This window comes from Streptomyces sp. NPDC005070 (assembly GCF_053600395.1).
Window position 1 is genome coordinate 73,784 of sequence record NZ_JBSFZS010000016.1, and the last position, 20,458, is coordinate 94,241.

Genomic DNA, 20,458 nt, shown 5'->3' on the forward strand with positions numbered 1-20,458 from the left:
AATGCTGCGTCCAAACCGCGGCACGCTGCGCTCGACCAGCTTCGTTCTGTTGCTCACCGCTGTATTCATCATGGTCAACAGCCAGGTCGTGTACGCGGCCAACAGCACAAGTGACCGTGGAGACCTGCTGTCCCCGTTGAACATCACCTCCTCCGAGGGGGTGCCGATCAACGGGTACGAGCTGAACGCTTCTGGCGGTTCCGTCTTCGCGTTCAAGACGCAGGCCCTGGCCTTCGCGATATCTGGTCTGTTCACCCTGATCCGGCTGCTGGTCGGGCTGGCGGGGTGGGCGATCGAGTTGGCGTTTCGTTTCCCGCTGCTGAAGATCCTGATCCATCCGGCGCAGAAGGTCGCGGACACCTACGACCACGTGGTCGTCGATGAACTCGGTCTGAAGGGACTGCTGCTGGCCTGGGCGTTCGTGTTCGCCGCCTTCATGATCGTGCGTGGCAAGGTGGGCCGCGGCCTGGGCGAAATCTTCCTGACCTTGCTGATCGCGGCGTTCGCGGCATCCGCGTTTGTGCGCCCCGACTACCTGCTCGCGCAGGACGGCCCGCTAGGTCAAGGTGAGCAGGTGGCCGCGGAGGTCGCGCAGCAGAGTGTCAACTCCTATGACTGGGGCGGCAAGCTCGTCGGCTTGGGGCCGTGCGATGGCATGGCCGGCAACGCTGAGCTCAAATGCCTGGGGCGTGTAGGCGAGGGGCCGGTCTCCGCCGCCGAGGTAGCTCGTCCGATCCAGGATTCGATCACGAACGCGTTGATCGTCAAGCCGTACATGCTGCTTCAGTACGGGCGCATCCTCGACCCGGCCAAGGCTGCCGACCGTAAGGCGTACGCCGTCCACCTGAAGTGGGTGACCGGCGGATACATGCCCAGTGATGGACCCCCCTCGGAGAAGGCGAAGGACGCCTGCAGCAAGATCCACGGTCCGGTCAAGAAGTACTGCGAACGCGGCATCGACAAAAGACAGGGTAAGGCAAGCAACGATCTGCCCGAACTGACCCCGGGAGGTGAACTCCTCAATGCCTCCAACGCACTCGTCACCGACGACGACCAGGCATTCGCCGGGTTCCTAGCCGACATGAAGAAGGCTGGTCCGGTCGGCAAGTCGTGCGCCGCCTACGCCGACAAGCCCACCTGGTGGCGGGTCGGCGGCGCCGCTCTGCTGCTGATCGCCGCGTTGTTCATCTGCGGCATGCTGCTGTCTTCCGCGATTGTGCTGCTGGGCACCCAGGGAATCTGCGTGGCTGCCGCGGCCGCCGGCGGCGTCACGTTCATCGCGGGCATGCTGCCCGGTCCGGCGCGCCAGAGCGTGTGGAAGTGGCTGTCGCTGTGGGGAGTCGCGGTCATCGCCCTGGTGGGCGTGTGCGCGTTTGTGCCCTTCTTCGGTATCGCTGTGGATGCCACGATCACCAACGGGCCCGACCTGATGGTCGAGCGGATTCTGCTGATCGACGTGCTCGCCATTGCCGGTGCCGCAGGGCACCGGCGACTGCTGACGGGCATCACGTCCTTTGGCCGGCGGATGGCGATGCGGATGCGCTACGCCAAGGTCGGCGGCACCCACCTGCCCGGCGATACCAGCGAACTCGGCGCAGCGCTCGCTATGAACTCTCCTGCTGCGCTGGGCGGTTACGGCGGGGGCTTGCGGGCGCTGTCCGGTGGCGGGGGCGGCCGGTTCGGGATGCTGGGCACCCGCCAGCGCCTGATGGGCGCCCTCGCCTCCCTCACCGACGGGGCGGGCATGCCTGCCGACCCGGGCGGGATACTGGCCGATGCGAGTGCCGAGGCCCGACGCGGGCTGGCCCCGCTCACGGCTGCTGCGGCGGTGGGCGGACTGGGTGCGCGGCTCGGGATCAAGGGCGGCCACTGGCTGCTGATCGGCCGGCGCCCGGACCGGGAGCAGTTAGCCAAGTGGCGCAAGCCCACCGCCGACAGCGACCCGGGCGTGAGCGGACCCTCAGACAGCGCGAGCGGCGGTTCGGGCGGTTCGGGGCCGCGTCGGCCCGCAGGCCCGCCCGACCGGTATCGCACTGAGCAGGGGCAGGTGGTCGACCGCAGCAGCGGCCAGATATTGCACGACCAGAACAGCGATCGCACTCTGCTGTCGACGCGGGCTCACAACCGGCTGGTGCGCTTTCGCGGGTACCGGATCCTCAACCGGGGTGGACGGGCCGCATACGGGGCGACGGTTGGTCTGCCGGCCAATGTCCGCCGAGCACAGGCGGGGGCATCGCGCTACTCCCAGGACGCCCGCCAGCAGGTGCAGGTATGGGGAAACACCGTCCGTGAGGACGGCCGGGCCTGGGCGGATTCAGGGCGTCATGTGGCGCGTGTCGTGCGGGAGAACAGCGACATTGGGGGCCCTGGTCCCTTCGCCAGCCGCCGCCTGCCGACCGCAACCCAACCAGCGGCTACAGCCACCCCGGCCACCCCGGCACCCTCGGGTGGCCCTTCAGGCCGGCCCTCCCCTGCTCCACCGCCTCCCGCCACGCGCGCAGGCGCTCCGGCCACCACTCCTTCCCCTGCGCCGCTCCCTCGCCGCAACAGGTCCACGCCGCCGCCCGATCCCGGCCGGCCGCTTCCTCCCGGGGCCACGAACACGCGCAGTAGTGCACGCGATGAGGCGCGCAAGCGGATGCGGGAGTTGTTGCAGCGCACCGCGGCGGACGCCGAACGGCTGCGCCAGACGCGCGACGGACTGAGGAACGAGAACGGTGAGGACGCGTGAGGCCGCCCGGGCGTCGCCTGCGGCGGTGGGGCTGCATGGTGGCGCTGTTGATGTTCGCTGCCGCGTGCTGCGCGGCGCCGGTAGGGAACGCCATCAGCGCGTACGTCGCATTGAAGACGGGTGCGCAGGACGACGGCGGGATCGCCGAGGGTGGCAGCGCCGCGGACATCCCTGCCCGGATGCTGAGCGCCTACAAGAAGGCGGTCCAGCAGGTCGGAACGTACGTGCCGAAGTGCCGGGGCATGGGCTGGCCGGTGCTCGCCGGGATCGCCAAGGTCGAGTCCAACCATGCCATCGGCAGGAACGTCGCCGACAACGGTGACATCCGCCCGAAGATCTACGGGGTGCTCCTCAACGGCTCCGGCGCCGGCGGGAACACCACCGTCTTCCCCGACACCGACGGCGGCAAATGGGACGGCACCGCGAACGGGGAGCGCGCGGTCGGTCCGTTTCAGTTCCTGCCCTCCACCTGGGAGGGGATCGGCAAGGACGCCAATGGGGACAAGGTCGCTGACCCGCACAACGCTGACGATGCCGCTCTCGGGGCCGCGATCTACCTGTGCGGCGGCGGCCGTGATCTGACCAAGCCGGCGCAGTTGAAGGCCGTGATCTTGCAGTACAACCACTCGGACGCGTACGTAGCGAACGTGCTGGGCTGGATCGACCAGTACACGCAAGCCGCCAAGGACCCCAGCCTGAAGAACGTCTCGAAAAGGGTCCGCGCCGTCGTCGAGGCGGCGCTCTCCCAGCGGGGTGTCCCCTACTCGTGGGGTGGCGGCAGCGCCCAGGGCCCATCAGCGGGGATTTGCTGCTCGCCCAGTGGCAAGAGCGGCGCCAGCATTCGGGGCTTCGATTGTTCGGGGCTGACCTTGTACGCGTACGCCAAGGTCGGCGTCCGCCTGCCGCGGACGGCGGCCGCGCAAGCCGGTGTCGGCCGGCGGATACCTGCCCGTCTGGGCACCGGTGCCCTCAAGCCGGGTGACCTCGTCTTCTACGCCTACGCCCCCGGGCGTGATTCCACGATCTATCACGTCGGTCTGTACATGGGCAGCGGTCAAATGATCAACGCCGCCCGCCCTGGTACTGCCGTACGGCTGGACTCCGTAAGCACCATGTCGGGCTATGCGGGGGGAGCACGGCTGCTGTGACCACGACCGCGCGCTCGCCGCGTCTGCTGGTGCTGAGCACCGTCGTCCTCGCCGTCGTCGGCGTCGTGCTGCTGGGCGTACCCCACGGTCAGCAGCCGTCGGCGCCGATCCCGGTGACGCCGTCTGGCGCCCACGCGGCCACAAAGCCGTCGCCGACTGTAACGGCTCCCTCTACCGGCCAGCCGGCCACGACCGGGACGCCATCGACAGCATCCGTGACACCGGCCGAACCGGCCGCCCTCCCCTCCGCGCTGCCGCCGCATGGCGAGGGCGTGGCAGGCGACCCGGCCATCCAGCAGTCACTGCAGGCAGCCTGGCCTGCCGACCTTCCCGCTGCCGACGAGCAGCAGTTGCTCGCCCTTGGCCGGTCGCTGCTGCGCGCGGACGCCACCGGCACCGGCCGTGCCCGGTGGCCGCGCGTCTTCAGGAACCCGGACCAGGCGCTGGCGCCCGCGTTCGCTGCTGCCGGTTTCCGTGTCCAGGCGGTCATCGCCCGGCGCGACGGTGCGGCCGACCGGGCGGTGGTGCATCTGGTGTGGGCGGGTGCCGACCGGGGCGGCACATTCACCGACGGCCGCATCACCGACCTGTATTTCACCCGCACGAGTCCGGAGAAGGGAGTTCACACGTGGAATCCGCAGCCTCGGCACTGACTGCCACGGCGCCAGCCGGCCCTGTCGTCGGCCTGCTCACCAAGCTGGTTGCCGCAGCCGACTGGCTGGGCGCTCACTGGTACCTCCTTGCGGCGGCCGCAGCCATCACGGCGGTGGCCAGGGAGGCGGTGGTGCGCCGCTATGCGGCGCGGGCCTCGTCGCAGCGCATGGCGGTGGAACTGGTGGCCAGCCGACACTTCGAGCCGAGCATGGAGGAGATCTTCCGCCACGGCCTGCAACTGTCCCGCGCATCGGCCGCTGTGGCGTGGTGGACGCCCCGCCGGGCCAGAACGGTGCAGATCCGGCTGCGTGCGGACGGGACCGCCCCGCTGCGCTACCGCATCGAGGGCCCTGCCTTTAGTGAACGACTGCTGTCCATCAGCCCGTTCGGGCCGGACGTCATGGTCACCCCGGCCACGCCGATCGTCGACTCGCCGCGCAAGTACACGGTGCGCGCGGAGTTCGTTCTGCGGGGCAAACCGGCGGCGCCGCTGCGGGAGGTGCCGCTGGAGCCGGACCCGTTGCAGCCGCTCGTCGATGCGGTGTCCGACCTGAAGGCGGAGCTTGGCGACCTCGCCGAGATCCGGCTCGACATCCAGCAAGCTTCCCGGTGGCTTTTGCGTCTACGGCGTCGTCAACTGCTGGCCGGCGCGCACCAGGCCGCCCGCGCCGAAGCGCAGCGATCCGCCCGCTGGCTGCGTCACGGCGCGGATTCGGTGCTCGCGCACCTTCACGAGCAGCTCACCGAGAAAACAACGGCGGGGGCTAGCTCCTCGCGGCGGCTGTTCGTTGCGCCGGCGCCGCGTCGAGTGGACAGGGCGCAGGCCCTGGGCAAGCTCGCCGAAGACGACCAACTGGTCCGGGTGCAAATGCTGGTGGCGTGCCAGGCGGACAAGGAGGGCCGCGCTCAGGCGCGACTCGCGCAGGTGCAGGCCGCGCTGGACGTGTTCGGGGGCCGCTCGCGGTGGGCGATGCGCGGCCGGCAGGTGGGTCCGTGGCGGGTGGGTGCCGATCACTGGCTGAACCGGTCCAGTTTCGAACGTCGTTGGCGACTGGGGCACTGTCAGCCGCCGCGCCCGAACTGGGTACGGATGGAGGAGCTGACCGGTCTGCTCAAGCCCCCCACCATGCATTGCAGGCTGCCGCTCCTCGCTACGGATCTGCCCTCGTTCGCCTTCGGAGACCCGCAGTTGCTGCTGCAGGGCACCTACCGCAGTCCAGACGGGCGGGAGCGTCTGGTGGCCACCTACGCGGACGAGACATTCTTCGAGGTGGGGGTCGGCAAGGCTGGCGGCGGGAAGACGGAGCGGGCCCTGGCACAGGCGATCGGCTGGGCACACGCCGGCGGCGGGCTGATGTTCATCGACCCCCACCGCGACTCCTGGCCTCGCGCCATGACGTTCCTGGCCCACGAGTCGCTGATGGACCGCATCACGCTGATCGACCTCAACGGGCTCGGCCCCTGCCCGCGGGTGAGCTCATGGAACCCGATCAGCATGCAGCACGGCCAGGCCCCGCACGAAGTCGTCGAGGCGATCACCGACGCCTACGCCTCCGCGCTCGGCTGGGACGACGCGACCGCCCCACGCGCGATCACGATCCTGACCGCCGCTTTGACCGTCTTGGTCGCGGTCAATGCGGCCGCCTGCCGATCCGGGCGGCCACAGGACCAGGCCACACTTTTTCAGATAAGGGCGCTGATCACCGATCCAGCATTTCGGGCAGCGGCGCTCGCCGTCGCAGAAAACGGCATCGACGAGGAAACCCGCTCCTGGTGGCGGACCGTGCACCCGACGCTGCCGCCCGATGCGAGCGCAGTCGTCCTCAACCCCATGGTCCGCCTGGCCGCCAACCCGGTCACCCGCGCGTTCCTGGGCCAGCCGGCCGGCATCTACGACATCCGCACGATGATGGACTCGAGAAAGATCGTGTGGGTGTGCCCGGGTGGCAACGGGCCCACCGACCGCCTGCTCACGGCACTACTGGCGCGTGATCTGCTGCGGGCGGTGCGCTCGCGCCGCGACCTCCCCCAAGAGCAACGGGTGCCGTTCCGCCCGTACTTCGACGAGTTGATCACGCTGACCGGGCCGGCACCGGAGACCATCGCCGCCATGTTCGAAGACTTCCGCAAATACCGCGTACACGTCCACGGCATGACCCAGCTGCTGGCCCGCCTGCCCACGCCGGTGCGGCTCTCCCTGATGCAGAACGCGTCCACACTGGCCACCACCGCCGGGTCGACGTCCGCGATCGCTCCAGTCACCGCCGAGTGGGGCAACGACCCCAGCCCCGAGCGCGTCGCCACCATGGAGCGCTTCTCGCACTACCTGTCCATGAACGTCCACGGCCGCCGCATCGGTCCGGTGAAAGTCCGCGGCCCGCACCTCGACACCGTCTTCGCCGCCCAGGCCCGCCCCCAGCAGATCCCCGATCTAGAGCGCGCCGCTCTCACAAACGCCGATGCCCGCCCCTTGTCCGAGCTGACCGAACACGCCACTGGGCAACTGGCGCGCGTCGCCGCGTTCCTTGCAGAACACGCCCCCACCGCACGCCGAGTCCATCTGTCGAAGGGATACGAATGACCACCACCCGACCCCCGCAGGACATCACGGCCGCGGACGGATTCACACCCAGCCCCGTAGAGCCCCTCGCCCACCAACTGCTGGCCACCCTGGCGCAGCACCGTATGGCCACCACCCACCAGCTGCACGTCCTGCTGCGTCCCGACCGCACCCGCCAGTCGGTGTCCCAGCAGCTCAACACCCTGCGCCGCGAACACATGGTCGGCTTCGCCGTACTGCCCCAGTCCCACCGCAGCCGCGTCTGGTACCTCACCCCGAAGGCCGCACGACTGACCCGGGACTGGCCCGCGCTACGCGGCCGCCCGCCGTATCCGATCACCTCCAGCAACGCTGTATCACTCAAGACCCCGCACACGCTCACCGTTCTGCGGACCCACCTGGCATTCGTCGCTGACGCCCGCCGTCACGGCGACGAACACGGCCACCTCGACTGGACCCCCGAGGTCTCCCACGCGATCGGTGAAAGAGAACGAGTCATCGCCGACGCCGTCATGCACTACACCGTCACCAGCGGCGAACACCGCCGCAAACTAAGGGCCTTCATCGAAGTCGACCGCACCACCATGAGCAGCGAACGCCTCGCGGCAAAGCTAATCGAATATGCACGCCTGTGGTCCTACGAGCCCCCAACAACAGGCCGCCGCCGCTCCAACGGCCCGGCCTGGCTGCGCTGGTACCCGCTCTTCCCTCGCGTCCTGTTCGTACTCACCGGCGCCACCCCAACGACCCTGCGCAACCGGATCAGCGACCTCCAGGCCATGGTCACGCAGCACCCCCTCGTGGCCACGCTGGCCGGCCAAGTACCGCTGGGCGCAGCAGTCCTGGACGACATCGAACACCAAGGCCCCAGAGGCGATGTCTGGGTACCCCTCATCGGCGGCGAGCCCCAGTCATGGACGGAACTGTGACTCGCCAGTCTGTCGCGAGTGGATGTCGCAGCCGTACAACTACCCCACAAACCACTTGATATTTGCTTACGCGAACTAGTATTTTACATCCACACAAGGCGGCATGCGATCTCAACTGCCAAACGAGCAGCGAACTTAGGAATGTCAGATGAAGCAGGACACTGACACTATTCGCAACAACGAAGGGCGGAATTGACAAGGGGATGGCCTGCCAGAACGCAGGCCACTACACAACGCGAGCGTCGGCACCGGCAAAGACGGCGGACACCCCGCCCCGGACGACCTCAACCCGCCGCACCTTGGATTCCCGGGGCGGGCCGTCGCGCTCGACACCGGCGCGATCGCCGTGCGCTCGAACCCACCCATCCTCTCCATGACAGCGGCACCACCCCAGGCCACCTCGTCCGGAAAGAACCGGTCAGCCGAAACTTCTGAGTAAAGCCACACAGCTACAAATCGACTTTCAGCTTCGGAAGTGACCAAATATGTCCCGAGTTACGCATGTGAACTGCCTAACTGAGGTGGGAAGTTGACTGACGTAAACGTAACCTGGCGATCACTCAGCATTACCGCAGCTCGACCAAGCCGCGGTTCTGTGCCCCCGCATGTCGGAGGTGCAGGGGGAGATCTCAACCGCACCGCGTCGCACGGGGAGACAACGTGACAGCTACGCAACGACGTACATCTGGGTCCACTTTCTCCGCGGTTCACACCCGGAAGCACATAGCCGCGGTGATTCTCGCCAGCAGTCTGCTGGCGGTGGCTGGATGCAGCGACGGTGAACCGGACTCGTCGTCCAAGCCCAAATCCACCCCGCCGACCGCCTCACCGTCCTCCAGCTCCCCTGTCGACACCGAGGACACTGCCGTTATTGCGGCGTACACCAACTCCTGGAACGCACACACTGCGGCCTACAGCAAGGCCTCCTCCGCAGGCACTGGCCTGAAGCAGAACACGACCCTCGAAGCCTTGGCCGACATCGAGAACAACCTTGCAGTCATGCGCAAGGCCGGACAAGTGACCGTGGGGAGGCCAGTGCTCCATCCCAAAGTCGTCAAGGTTGCTGATGCCAAGATCCCCACGGCCATAGTCACAGACTGCGTCGACACCACGAACTGGACCCTGATCGACAAGGCCTCGCAGAAGAAGGTCTCGCTGCCAACGACGCGGCTCATCAAATACGTCAGTACCGCGACGCTTGAAAAGTGGGGGACAAAGTGGATGGTCACGAAGTTAACCGCTCAAGACCAGGCATGTTAGCCCGTCATCTCGGATTACTCGCCAGCGCTCTCGTTCTGACTTCAGTGGGCACCGCCCACGCTGGCGATGATCCACATGTTGGGACAGGTGACTGCTACATCACCGAGTTCTGCGTCAGTGTCGGGGTCGGTGACAAGACTGATGGCCGCAGCGGGCAGGCGGAGGGCTCCCAGGGCGACGGCAACAGCACGATGCAGTGCAAGTACACCAAGGTGGAACCGAAACCTCCGGCCAACCATCCGGCCTGGAAAGGCAAAGACCCCAAGAAGAACGACCTGTACCTGATGGAGTGCACAGACGGCGGACAGACCAACCCGGCCAACTTCGTCGTCGTGCCGACCGGTCAGAATCCCGTGCCGCAGGTCGACCCTAAGGTGCTGGCCCAGCGGGCGGTGGACTCGATGACGCTGCTCGGTCCTGCCATCGCCAGCCCGCGAGTCTCTGGGAAGTACACGGTGGGTGTCCCGATGTGGATGTGGGTCAACCAAAGCGCCACAACGTTCGGGCCGAACAACGCGTCCGCGTCGGCAGGCGGGGTCACCGTCAGCGCGACGGCACAGGTGTCGAAGATCGTGTGGACGATGGGCGACGGTGCCTCCGTGACCTGTAGTGGTCCCGGTACGCCCTACACGGCATCCGCCGGCATGGCCCAGTCTCCGACTTGCGGACACGTGTACTCCAAGACCTCTGCTGGTGGCCAGAGCGGCAAGTTCCCGGTGACCGCGACCTCGACGTGGACGATCAATTGGCAGGGCGGCGGACAAGCCGGTCAGCTCACCGAGGTTCGGCAAACCAACGTGCAGGTGGCGGTCGGCGAGGTCCAGGTTGTCAGGTAGGGCCACCGAAAGGAGTACGACGTTGAGCAAGACGAAGGAATCAACAGCGGTGGCCGACCGTGGGCTGCCGCAGCAGACCAGCGGGGCTGGCCCTGTGAGCCCGCCTCGGGTGTCGGCGCGTCGGCGCCGTCCGGGGGTGATCGCTTTGTCGCTGGCGCTGATCGCGGCTGGTGGTGCCGGTGTGGCGGTCCTGCTGCTGCAAGTCGGGCACCGTACTGAGGTAGTCACGGTGGTCCGTGACGTGCAGGTCGGTCAGGTTCTCACCGAGCAGGACCTGGGCAAGGCGTCGATCGCCCTGGACCCGGCGGTGAAGGCGGTGCACGTCAGTGACCTGGATCAGGTGGTGGGCAAACGGGCTGCCGTAGAGCTGCGGCCTGGCTCGCTCCTGGCCCCCTCGCAGGTGACCAAGGACAACCTCGTCAAGGCAGGTGAGCAGTTGGTGCCGATCGGGCTCAAACCTGAGCAGATTCCGGCGACGGTACTAGTGCCAGGTCAGAAGGTTCAGCTGGTCCATGTGCCTGCGCAGGGTGAGACCGAGACGGACAAGGCATCGGATAGTCCGCCGCGGACGCTGCCTGGCCGGGTTGTGAAGGCTTCCGACGCGGCGCCGGGTACGGGTGTTGTGGTCGTTGACGTCGCCACGTCGGCCGATGACGGGCCGACTGTCGCGGCGTGGGTGGCGGCCGGCACGCTGCGTATGGTCCTCGCTGCTCCGGATGGCCGCTGATGGCGGTGATAGCACTCGCTGGGTGCAGCGGTGCGCCCGGTGTGACGACGAGTGCGCTCGCGTTGTTGCTGGCTTGGCCGTTGGAGCCGGGGCGGCGGATGATTTTGGCCGAGTGTGATCCGGATGGCGGGGCGGTACTGCACGGTTTGTTGCAGGGCACGCTCGGTGACCGCTATGGGTTACCCAATCTGTCGGTGGCGGCCCGGAAGGGAGAGTTCGGCGAGGCTTTCTGGCGCCAGTTGATCGACTTGAACGGTGAGGACAGTGCGCCCGACGCGTCGCCTGACCGGCTGCTGTTGCCGGGCATCACTGATCCCGCGCAGGCCGCGAGCTTGAGCCCGGTGTGGAAGTCGCTGGCGAAGATGTTCCGCGGTATCGAGTCGGAACACGGTCACGACGTTCTGCTGGACCTTGGCCGGCGCGGCGCGTTCGGCCCTTCCGGTGTCCTGGCCGAGCAGGCCGACGCGGTGCTGGTGGTGGTGCGCAACACCCTGCGCTGCCTGCAGGCCGCGCAGGGGCGGGTGCGTCAGCTGGAGGAGCAGGTGGGGGACGTCGGGCTGCTGGTCATCGACGAGGGCCCCTACCCGGCGGGTGAAGTTCAGCGGGTGCTGCAGGCTCCGGTGGTGGCCACGCTGCCCTATGCACCGAAGGATGCCCGTGTGCTGTCCGACGGTGATGAGCAGCCGCGGCATTTCACGAGGTCGAAGTTGATGAGGGCGGCACGAACGACTGGCGCCCTGCTGGTGCAGCGGGCCGCTGTACGGCGTGCGCGCCTTGATCCGCGTGCCGCGTTCGCTTCGGGAGTTCCTGATGCGCGGTAAGCCTTTGCACGCTGACCCGACGGTGGCTCCGCCGCTCGGTCCCCGTCCGGCCAAGGTGGCATCTGCTGGTACGGCCTCGAGTACGCGCACGCTGGGCAGCTCGGCGCCGCAGGTCACGGTGGACTACCGGGTTGCCCGGCATATCGCTGCCCAGGTGGCCAAGCAGCGTGAGGAATTACTGAAGAGCACGCCGGACATGGACCGGGCCGGCGAGGAGCAGCGTTGTCTGGACTGGATCAACGAGGCGGTTGCCTTGTGGTCGGATGCTCAGGCGATGACGCCGCAGCAGGATGAGGCGCTGCGCCGTGGCGTGTATGACCTGCTCTTTAGGGCGGGCCGGCTGCAGCCGTACTTGGACGATGAGCGGGTTGAGGACATCATCATCCAAGGTCCGGGCGAGGTGTGGCTGGACTACGGCGATGGTGAGCGCCGCATGGTCGGGCCGATCGCCGACTCCGAGGAAGAACTCCTGGAGCTGCTGAGGGAGTTAGCCCGGAGTTCTGGGCACAACGAGCGCACGATCTCGACCGCGAACCCGACGCTGGCGCTGTCGTTGCAGGACGGGTCCCGTCTTCAGGCGATTACGGGGCTGGGGCCGATGACGTATGCGGTGATCCGCCGGCACCGGGTCTCCCACGCCGACCTGGATCATCTGGTTCGTCTGGGCACGATCGATCCGGTGCTGCGTGAGTTCCTCGGGGCGTGCGTGCGCGCGGAGAAGAACATCATGATCGCGGGGAAGCAGAAGGCGGGGAAGACGACGCTGCTGCGCGCGATGCTACGCGAGTTCGATCCGGAGTGCCGGTTCGCAACCATCCAGACCGAGGACGAACTGTTCGCGCACTCCAACGGCTACCACCGCCAGGTCGTCTCCCTGGTCGGGCGCGAGTCCAACGGGGAGAAGGACGTCAGTGGCCGCAGCGCCGGCGAGGTCACTCTCTTGGACCTGATGCACCCGGCGTTGCGAATGTCGTTGGAGCGGATCGTGGTCGGTGAGGTTCGCGGACCCGAAGTCGTGGCGATGATGCAGGCGCTGACGAATGGCTCCGGCGGCAACCTGTGCACCATCCACGCCCGGCGCCCGGACATCGTCTTCGACCGGATCGCCGAGTTGTACGCGCTCGCTCAGGACAATCTGTCCGAGCAGCTTGCCTATCGGCAGACCGCGAACGGCCTGGACTTCGTCGTCTACGTCGATATGACGGACGAGACGCAGATCGGCGGCCGCCGTCACCGCTACGTCTCCCACATTCTGGAGTTGACCGGGATCGGTGAGAACGGCCGCCCCGCCACCAACGAGATCTTCTCCCCCGGCAGCGAGTTCGGCGAGTTGCGGGCAGTGCCGCGGATGGACCCGGGCTGTGTCGATGACCTGCGCCGCGTCGGTTTCGACTCCGCCCTTCTGCAGCAGCCCTATGGGGCGTGGGCTGCCCCGCTGCCGCTGAAGGTGGTGGCGGGCCGATGATGCTGCTGTGGGCGCTGCTCAGTGGCATGACGCTGGCCGCCGGGCTGATCGGTGTTGTGGCGGGCGTGGTGGGAACGACCGCTCCACGCCGGGCTCCGCTGTTGCAGCGGTGGCAGGCCCGGCGCAATGGACTTCAGCAGAGCGAGGATGCCCAGCTGCGTCGGCGGGTCCTCACGGCTGCGGCCGTCGTGGTGTTCGTTGGGGTGTGGCTGGTCTCGGGGAACTTCGTGGGCGGTGCACTGCTTGGTGCGGCCACGGTTGGCGTGCCCTGGCTGATCAGCCCGGCGCAGTTGGCGCAGGAACGTATCGGTCAGTTGGAGGGCTTGTCCGAGTGGACTCAGCGACTGGCTGGCCTGCTGCGCCTGGGCATGGGCCTGGAACAGGCAATGATCACCAGCCGGCAGGGGGCGCCGCAGGAGCTTGCCGGGCAGATCACCAACCTGTCCGATCGGCTGCGGCTGGGCTGGCGGCCGCAGGAGGCGCTGCGCGCTTTCGCTGAGGAACTCCACGATGTCACCGCCGACAAGGTAGTCGCCGCGCTCATTTTGTCCGTCAACGATCGAGGTCCGGGTCTGGCGCAGGCGCTGGAGGACCTGGCGGGCACGGTCCGTGAGGAGGTCGCCAAGAAGCGCGCTATCGAGGCGGACCGGGCGAAGCCGCGAACCACGGTGCGATGGATGGCGATCATCACCGCAGGCGTGGTGGTGGCCGGGTTCTTCGTGCCGTCCTACACCAGGCCCTACTCCACTCTGCTGGGGCAGTTGGTGCTGGCCTTCCTGACGGCCGGGTTCGTCGGAGTCCTCGCTCTGATGCGGCAGTTGGGCACCTTCCGCCGTATCCCGCGCTTCCTGGTCACCGACCCGGCCAGCACCGTCCGGCTGCCCGCCCCCGCCGCGGAGGCGGACCTGCTGCTCGAGCCTGGCCGACTGCCCGAGGGAGCCACACCGTGAACCTGCTTCCCGTCGTGGCCGCCGGTGGCACAGTCGGCGCCGGTCTGGCCCTGCTCGTGCGTGAACTGCTGCGTCCCCAGCCTGCTTTGGCGCCCGCGCTCGCGCGCAGCGCGCCTGCGACGTTGACCATGCCCGAGCCGGAGTTGGACCGTGACGAGGTGTGGGGGCGGTGGCTGCTGGCCCGCGTCGGGCGCGTGCCGGGTGTGCGGGTGCCTGCCGTCAACCTGGCGCTGATCGGGCAGGGCCCGGGCCAGTTCATGCTCAAGAAGGTGGCGCTCGCTGCTCTGGGCCTGCTGTGTCCGGTGATCGCAACGATTCCGTGGATCATCGCCGGGGTGGGCTTGCCGTTCTATGTGCCCGCCGGCGTTGGACTCATCGTCGCCGGGTTGCTGTTCATCACCCCAGACCTCGCGGTGCGGGACCAGGCGAAGCGGGCACGGGAGGAGTTCGCGCACGCCCTGTCCGCCTATCTGGACCTGGTCGCACTCAAACGGGCTGCTGATGCCGGCCCTGCGGAGGCGTTGGAGAAGGCCGCCGAGGTCGGTCGCGGCTGGCCCTTCCTGTTTCTGCAAGGTGCTTTGCGCCGGGCCCGGTTGGAGAAGATCCCGCCGTATCAGGCACTCGCGGAATTGGCCGCCGAGTACGACCTGCCCGTCCTGGGTGACGTCGCCGACATCATGCGCGGCTCGGCCACCGATGGGGCCGCCGTCTACAAAGCACTGCGCGCCCGCACCGCCGCGCTCAACGCCGAACTCCTGGCCGATCAGGCCGCGGAGGCGAACGCTGCCAGCGAGAAGATGACCGCCCCGGGAGCCCTGCTCGCTGTGCTGGTGATGTTGCTGATGGCGTTCCCTGCCGTGATCCGCATGCTCACCGTCTGACACACGCCCGACGTGCTCACCACTTGAGAGAGGGAAAGATCATGAGGAACACCGCAGCCCATACTTACCGGGCCGCGTATTGGCTGACGACCCGTCTGCAGGAGGGGCTGGCTGAGGCTAGGCGCCGGCCGGATCGCGGGGATATCAGTACCACGACCGTCATCATCTGGGTGGCTGCTGTGACTGGGGCCGTGCTGATCGCTGGAAGCATCGCTGTCGTGATCGCCAAGTACAACGGCAAGCTTTCTGGCCTGTGATGCCGGCTCCCGGAGGGGTGAGGGGCTGGTGGCGGGGGCGGCGTTGGCGCGAGGACCGCGGTGACACGTCCGTTCAGATGGCGATCGTCTTCCCGTTCGTGCTGCTCGCCACCATCGCCGTCATCCAGGCGTCTATGTGGTATTACGCGCGGCAGATTGCTCTGACCGCTGCCCGTGAAGGGGCCAGTGCCGCCCGCTCCTATCAGGCCGGCCCCGGCGACGGAGCCGCCCGGGCCCGGGACGTTCTGGAGCGGACGGCGGGTGACAGCCTGCTCGGTTACAGCGTCGCTGCGGGCAGCGACGGGCAGCGGGTGCGGGTGCAGGTGTCCGGGACAGCCATGTCGATGATCCCGGGAGTTGCGGGATTGCAGGTGCGGCAGTCGGCGTCCGGGGCGGTCGAACGGTGGACGGTTCCAGGGGGGTGAACAGGATGCGTGAAGCTGGGTGGTCTGGCAGGCGCCGCGGTGATGACGGCAGTGTGGCGATCGAGGCTGCGATCATCCTCCCGTCGCTGATCATGTTTTTGTGTCTGGCGATCGCCGGTGGGCGGATCGTCACCTCCGAGGCGAAGATCGATGCGGCAGCCGAGGACGCGGCGCGGGAGGCGTCCATCCACCGCACCGCAGCCGCCGCCCAGAATGCTGCACACGCCGCAGCCGCCGAATCGTTGACCGACCAGGGCATCACCTGCGCCTCCACCACCGTCCACGTCAACACCGGCGGCCTCAGCGTGCCCGTGGGCCAAGTGGGGACGGTGACCGTGACGGTGACCTGCACCGTCACGCTGTCCGACCTCCTGCTGCCCGGAACACCGGGGGCACGAACGCTCACGTCCACCGCAACGTCCGTCGTCGATCTGTACCGGCAGCGGGAGGCGTAATGATTCCCCCGTGGGCGAAGGGGCCAGCGCGCACTGACCGCGGGGGCGTCACGGTGTTCGTCGCCGTGTGTGTCCTTGCGCTGATCGGCATCATCGGTGTGGCCGTCGACGGCGGCGCGAAGATGGCCGCCACAGAACGCGCCGACTACATCGCGGGCGAAGCAGCCCGGGCCGGGGGGCAGGCCATCGACCCCGCCCAGGCTGTCACCGGCAAGTCGATCACCGTCGACCCGCAGGACGCGACTGCTGCCGCGCAGGCCTACCTGCGCTCCGCCGGAGCCACCGGCACCGTCAGCGTGTCCGGGGACGGTAAGCGGGTCACGGTCACCGTTCACGGCTTTAGCGACACGGCCTTCCTGTCGGCCGTCGGGATCGGCTCGCTGCCGGTGACCGGCCATGCCACCGCGACCCTCCTGCACGGCGTCACAGCACCCGAAGGAAACTGATGCGCACTGCCATCCTGGGCCGGCTGTTCAAGGCCGGTGTGAGTCTGCTCGTCCTGGCGGCCACGGTCGGCGCTCTGCCGCTGCTGCTGGCCTGGGCCACCCCGGTCATCTGGGCGTCCAGCCACGATGGCCTGGCGCACCTGCTGGACCGGCAGGACACCGGGGCCGTGTTCCTTCTCGTGCTGGTCGCAGTCGGCTGGATCGGGTGGGCTCAGTTCACGTTCTGCACGCTGCTGGAGTTGGCCGCGCAACTGCGCGGCCGCCGTTGGCATGCCCCGCGCGGGCTGGGTGCCTCGCAGCGCGCCGCTGCTCTTCTGGTCGGCAGCATCCTGGTCCTGGTGCCCGCCAGTTCGGCCCTCGCCTCGGATGCCCAGGCGTCCCCGGCCACCACCGCAGCGCGTATCCCCGGCCAGGCATCCGAGAGCGAGCAGAATTCGCGTGCAGGCCAGGACTCGCATGGCTTAGCCGCAGAGGCGAGTGAGTCGTACACGGTGCGCGAGATACGGCCCGCGGAAAGCCTATGGAGCATCGCTGAGCGGGAGTTGGGCGACGGGGAACGGTGGCGGGAGATCGCCGACCTCAACGAGGGACGCACCATGGCCGACGGGCACGTCTTTCGGTCCAACAGCTTCCTGCAGCCGGGCTGGAAGCTGGCCATGCCGGAAAGTTCGAGGCCCCAGGGGCTGCAGGCGCAGACCGAAGAGCGTGCGCCGGTGGCCGCCGAGAAGGGTGAGCAGCACGTCGTCACGGTCCATGCTGGTGATTCCCTGTCGAAGATTGCCCAGGACGAGGTCGGTGACGGCGCAGCATGGCCCGCCCTGTTCCAGGCCAGCAAGGGCCACCGGCAGCCGAACGGGCTGCCGGTCATCACCGACCCCGACATGATCTACGCGGGCCAGCACGTCATCGTGCCTGGTGCCCGCCCCGGCCCGGGCAGCTCGTCCGCGGACCGTCAGGGCAGCGACGGCGCCAGGAGCAAGCCGCCCTCTGCATCACCCACTCCGCCCGATCACAAGCCGCCCTCTGAAGGAGCCGGCGAGCAGGACGACAGGCCGGCCGCGACACCGAGCCAACGCGGCGTGCCCGAGTCGTCAGCCTCGAGCACACCGTCGGCCAGTGCGTCCCCGCACGAGTCGGCGAAGCCTGCCACCCCCACAGCGCGGCCGGGCACCACCCCGTCTGCCGAGAGCGCCGAGCCCGCCCGGGCCAGCGGCCTGCTGAATCTGCGCACCGTTTTGGGTGCTGGCGCACTGTTGGCGGCCGCCGTTACGGCGGCCCTCGCACTGCGCAGGACACTGCAGCGCAGACGCCGCAAACCGGGCGAGATGATCGCCATCACAGCGGAGGTCGCGCCTGCCGAGGCACAGCTCGCGGCGGCCGCCGAACCATCCGGCACCGCTCGCCTGGACGTGGCGCTACGCACGATGGTCCACGCCGCTGAGCGGGACGGTCGGGACGTGCCTGTCCTGCGCGCTGCGCGCCTGGATGCCCACACCGTCCATGTGCTGCCCGATGACCTTGCCTCCGCACCGCAGGTGCCGTTCGTGGCGGGTGCGGCGCCCTGGTGGCAACTCGAGGCCGGCGCCGAACTCTTGGACGAGGAGGAGGCTCGCACGATTGCGCCGCCGTGTCCGGCTTTGGTGACCGTGGGCAGCACGGAGTCCGGTGATCTTGTCCTGGCTGATCTGGCCCGGCTGCCCGTCGTGTTGCTGGACGGCAATCCTGTCCATATCAGCGAGGTGTGCACGTCGCTGGCGCTGGAGTTGGGCATGAGCCCGTGGGCGAAGGATGTCGAGATCGTGGCCGTCGGGTTCGGCGAGGACCTCCCCCACCTGATGCCGAACTCCCGGATCGCGCACATGCGCCAGGCGGCGCACGCGCTGCGCGATCTGACCGAGCGGCTGCTGGAGGTCCACCAGATGCCCGAGACCGCCAACCACCCCTACGTGGTGCTGTGCTCGACAGCGCTGGATGACGACACGGCCTGGCAGTTCGCCGACGTCCTGGGAAAAGCCACGCAGATTCCAGTCACGCTGATCGCCCCGACCGGCACCACTGCCAGTCATTTCCCCCAGGCGGACATCCTCGCCGTCTCTGCACAGACACCGCAGCGCTTCGACTCGCTCGGCATCGACATCACGGTGCAACGCCTGGAACACGCCGCCTACCAGCAGATCATCACGGCGCTCGCTGTCTCCGGACAGCCGGCCCACACAGCGGAGGGGGTCTGGCAGCACGTTTCGGGCGAACCCAGTACCACCAGGTCGGCGAAGCCGAGCCGGCAAGAGGAACCGCCCAGCGTCAACGGCACGATTTCCCCACCGTCCCAAAACCGCTCAGGAGCAGCCGTCACGGATACCGACGATGCTGTGTTCCCGGCCTTGTTGGAGGCTTCAGCCGATCCCGCCGCACTGTGGCTGCCGCACGCATCGCCTGCCGCTACCGGCGGGATCGAGGCCCTGCACAGGGCCGAAGAGGCGAGCGGCGACGAGGCAGACACCAGCGCCGCGGAACGAACACAGGCCCAGGCCTTGGCCCTGGCTGATGCGGGCACCAGCGACGCGATCGTCTCGCAAGACGGCAGCGGACCCGAGATCCGGGTGTTGGGTCCGGTGGATGTGGATGGCCTCGGCCGCACCGGCCACGGACCGCGCACAGCTCAACTCGCCGCACTCCTCTATTTCCGTCCCAACCGCACTGCCGACGTCCTGTGCACCGACATGGACCCCCTCAGTCCCTGGTCGGCCTCCACCCTCAATGCCCGCCTTCAGGGCCTGCGCCGAGCATTGGGCAACGATCCACGCGGAGAGGCCTACGTGCCGCGCCGCCGCAACGCAGACGACCCCTACACGCTCGCTGACGGCGTGCGCTGCGATTGGACCCGCTTCGTCCAACTCGCCGAACGCGCGCTCCCCCATGGTCCGGCAGGGTTGGCGGACCTGGAGAAGGCTCTGTCCCTCGTGCGGGGACGCCCCTTCGGTACGCGGGCGCCGGCGTGGGCCGAACCGCATCAGCAGGAGATGACCATCCGGATCATCGACGTCGCCCACACGGTCGCCACCCACCGGACCCAGCAGGGCCTCCACCACGATCTCGGCGCCGCACGCAAAGCCATCGTGACCGGCCTTGACGTCGACGACAGTGCGGAACTGCTCTATCGGGACTGGCTGATGGTGGAGTGGACGGCCGGGAACCGGCCCGGCCTGCACACCGCAATCACCCGCATCCAACAGGTCACGCACGCCCTCGACTGCGACCTCGAACTGGAAACCGAACAGCTCATCCAGGAACTCCTCAACACCAGCCGCAAGGCCACTCCATGATCACGTCTCAGTGGATCGACCATCAAGGTAAGCCCGAAGTCCAGACACCCACCCCGGCCCATGGCACTGCCCATACACGCACCAATAGCAGCCATGCAGAAGGGCCAGCAGCGCGTGACACCAGAACACAGCACAGCGGCACATCTGGGCCGAGCGCACAAGATTCTCATCGGCATCGTCGTCGCCGGTGCGCTCGTCATCGCCGGAATCGGCTTCGCCGGTTCGTACGCGGCGGTCCGTGAGCTGGCGCTCCAGAAGGGGTTCGGGAACTTCTCGTACGTCTTCCCGATCGGCATCGACGCGGGTATCGGCGTCCTGCTCGCCCTCGACCTGCTGCTGACCTGGATCCGCATCCCGTTCCCGATGCTGCGCCAGACGGCCTGGCTGCTGACGATGGCGACGATCGCGTTCAACGGCGCGGCGGCCTGGCCGGACCCGCTGGGCGTGGGCATGCACGCGGTCATCCCGGTGCTGTTCGTGGTCTCGGTCGAGGCGGCGCGGCACGCGATCGGCCGCATAGCCGACATCACGGCCGACAAGCACATGGAGGGCGTCCGCATCACCCGCTGGCTGCTCTCCCCGATCCCCAC

General features: G+C 68.2%; 18 protein-coding genes. All 18 read left to right on the forward strand.

Features of this window, described 5'->3' with window-relative positions:
* Position 1 precedes the first annotated feature (1 nt).
* The gene (locus tag ACWEBX_RS08315; RefSeq protein WP_451884112.1) at positions 2-2,731 is read left to right on the forward strand and encodes a hypothetical protein; all 2,730 of its coding nucleotides are present in this window, start codon (positions 2-4) and stop codon (positions 2,729-2,731) included.
* A gap of 35 nt (positions 2,732-2,766) precedes the next feature.
* Complete coding sequence (locus ACWEBX_RS08320) at positions 2,767-3,879, forward strand: C40 family peptidase (RefSeq protein WP_451884113.1); 1,113 nt, start codon at positions 2,767-2,769, stop codon at positions 3,877-3,879.
* On the forward strand, positions 3,876-4,532 hold the full coding sequence (locus ACWEBX_RS08325; protein WP_451884114.1) for a hypothetical protein: 657 nt from the start codon (positions 3,876-3,878) through the stop codon (positions 4,530-4,532). The genes ACWEBX_RS08320 and ACWEBX_RS08325 overlap by 4 nt, the downstream gene beginning before the upstream one ends.
* On the forward strand, positions 4,508-7,114 hold the full coding sequence (locus ACWEBX_RS08330; protein WP_451884115.1) for an ATP/GTP-binding protein: 2,607 nt from the start codon (positions 4,508-4,510) through the stop codon (positions 7,112-7,114). The genes ACWEBX_RS08325 and ACWEBX_RS08330 overlap by 25 nt, the downstream gene beginning before the upstream one ends.
* Positions 7,111-8,022: a replication-relaxation family protein gene (locus ACWEBX_RS08335; RefSeq protein WP_451884116.1), complete on the forward strand. Its 912-nt coding sequence runs from the start codon at positions 7,111-7,113 to the stop codon at positions 8,020-8,022. Before ACWEBX_RS08330 ends, ACWEBX_RS08335 begins: the two co-directional genes overlap by 4 nt.
* Positions 8,023-8,754: 732 nt before the next feature.
* A complete protein-coding gene (locus ACWEBX_RS08340; protein ID WP_451884117.1) occupies positions 8,755-9,282 on the forward strand; it encodes a hypothetical protein in 528 nt (175 codons plus the stop codon).
* Positions 9,283-9,326: 44 nt separating this feature from the next.
* On the forward strand, positions 9,327-10,118 hold the full coding sequence (locus ACWEBX_RS08345; RefSeq protein WP_451884118.1) for an ATP/GTP-binding protein: 792 nt from the start codon (positions 9,327-9,329) through the stop codon (positions 10,116-10,118).
* 109 nt (positions 10,119-10,227) lie between these two features.
* Positions 10,228-10,845: an SAF domain-containing protein gene (locus tag ACWEBX_RS08350; RefSeq protein ID WP_451884129.1), complete on the forward strand. Its 618-nt coding sequence runs from the start codon at positions 10,228-10,230 to the stop codon at positions 10,843-10,845.
* On the forward strand, positions 10,845-11,666 hold the full coding sequence (locus tag ACWEBX_RS08355; RefSeq protein WP_451884119.1) for a hypothetical protein: 822 nt from the start codon (positions 10,845-10,847) through the stop codon (positions 11,664-11,666). Before ACWEBX_RS08350 ends, ACWEBX_RS08355 begins: the two co-directional genes overlap by 1 nt.
* Positions 11,656-13,131 (forward strand): CpaF family protein, encoded by a 1,476-nt coding sequence (locus tag ACWEBX_RS08360; protein WP_451884130.1) that lies wholly within the window; start codon positions 11,656-11,658, stop codon positions 13,129-13,131. The genes ACWEBX_RS08355 and ACWEBX_RS08360 overlap by 11 nt, the downstream gene beginning before the upstream one ends.
* Positions 13,128-14,081: a type II secretion system F family protein gene (locus tag ACWEBX_RS08365; RefSeq protein WP_451884120.1), complete on the forward strand. Its 954-nt coding sequence runs from the start codon at positions 13,128-13,130 to the stop codon at positions 14,079-14,081. The genes ACWEBX_RS08360 and ACWEBX_RS08365 overlap by 4 nt, the downstream gene beginning before the upstream one ends.
* Positions 14,078-14,962 (forward strand): type II secretion system F family protein, encoded by an 885-nt coding sequence (locus ACWEBX_RS08370; RefSeq protein WP_451884121.1) that lies wholly within the window; start codon positions 14,078-14,080, stop codon positions 14,960-14,962. Before ACWEBX_RS08365 ends, ACWEBX_RS08370 begins: the two co-directional genes overlap by 4 nt.
* Positions 14,963-15,003: 41 nt before the next feature.
* Complete coding sequence (locus tag ACWEBX_RS08375; RefSeq protein ID WP_451884122.1) at positions 15,004-15,219, forward strand: hypothetical protein; 216 nt, start codon at positions 15,004-15,006, stop codon at positions 15,217-15,219.
* Positions 15,219-15,644 (forward strand): TadE family protein, encoded by a 426-nt coding sequence (locus ACWEBX_RS08380; RefSeq protein ID WP_451884123.1) that lies wholly within the window; start codon positions 15,219-15,221, stop codon positions 15,642-15,644. Before ACWEBX_RS08375 ends, ACWEBX_RS08380 begins: the two co-directional genes overlap by 1 nt.
* A gap of 5 nt (positions 15,645-15,649) precedes the next feature.
* Entirely contained in the window at positions 15,650-16,099 is a 450-nt protein-coding gene (locus ACWEBX_RS08385; RefSeq protein WP_451884124.1) for a TadE family protein, read from the forward strand.
* Positions 16,099-16,545, forward strand: coding sequence for a pilus assembly protein TadG-related protein (locus ACWEBX_RS08390; protein ID WP_451884125.1), 447 nt, complete (start codon positions 16,099-16,101; stop codon positions 16,543-16,545). Before ACWEBX_RS08385 ends, ACWEBX_RS08390 begins: the two co-directional genes overlap by 1 nt.
* A complete protein-coding gene (locus tag ACWEBX_RS08395; RefSeq protein ID WP_451884126.1) occupies positions 16,545-19,868 on the forward strand; it encodes a LysM peptidoglycan-binding domain-containing protein in 3,324 nt (1,107 codons plus the stop codon). Before ACWEBX_RS08390 ends, ACWEBX_RS08395 begins: the two co-directional genes overlap by 1 nt.
* A gap of 93 nt (positions 19,869-19,961) precedes the next feature.
* Positions 19,962-20,458, forward strand: a 497-nt coding sequence (locus ACWEBX_RS08400; protein ID WP_451884127.1) for a DUF2637 domain-containing protein, incomplete at its 3' end; no start/stop codon positions are given.

Bases quoted from the DNA above. Each gene is read 5' to 3' on its own strand.
- ACWEBX_RS08380 (WP_451884123.1), top strand. From the start codon at position 15,219: ATGCCGGCTCCCGGAGGGGTGAGGGGCTGGTGGCGGGGGCGGCGTTGG.
- ACWEBX_RS08315 (WP_451884112.1), top strand. From the start codon at position 2: ATGCTGCGTCCAAACCGCGGCACGCTGCGCTCGACCAGCTTCGTTCTG.
- ACWEBX_RS08385 (WP_451884124.1), top strand. From the start codon at position 15,650: ATGCGTGAAGCTGGGTGGTCTGGCAGGCGCCGCGGTGATGACGGCAGT.
- ACWEBX_RS08335 (WP_451884116.1), top strand. From the start codon at position 7,111: ATGACCACCACCCGACCCCCGCAGGACATCACGGCCGCGGACGGATTC.
- ACWEBX_RS08365 (WP_451884120.1), top strand. From the start codon at position 13,128: ATGATGCTGCTGTGGGCGCTGCTCAGTGGCATGACGCTGGCCGCCGGG.
- ACWEBX_RS08395 (WP_451884126.1), top strand. From the start codon at position 16,545: ATGCGCACTGCCATCCTGGGCCGGCTGTTCAAGGCCGGTGTGAGTCTG.
- ACWEBX_RS08360 (WP_451884130.1), top strand. From the start codon at position 11,656: ATGCGCGGTAAGCCTTTGCACGCTGACCCGACGGTGGCTCCGCCGCTC.
- ACWEBX_RS08320 (WP_451884113.1), top strand. From the start codon at position 2,767: ATGGTGGCGCTGTTGATGTTCGCTGCCGCGTGCTGCGCGGCGCCGGTA.
- ACWEBX_RS08375 (WP_451884122.1), top strand. From the start codon at position 15,004: ATGAGGAACACCGCAGCCCATACTTACCGGGCCGCGTATTGGCTGACG.
- ACWEBX_RS08390 (WP_451884125.1), top strand. From the start codon at position 16,099: ATGATTCCCCCGTGGGCGAAGGGGCCAGCGCGCACTGACCGCGGGGGC.
- ACWEBX_RS08355 (WP_451884119.1), top strand. From the start codon at position 10,845: ATGGCGGTGATAGCACTCGCTGGGTGCAGCGGTGCGCCCGGTGTGACG.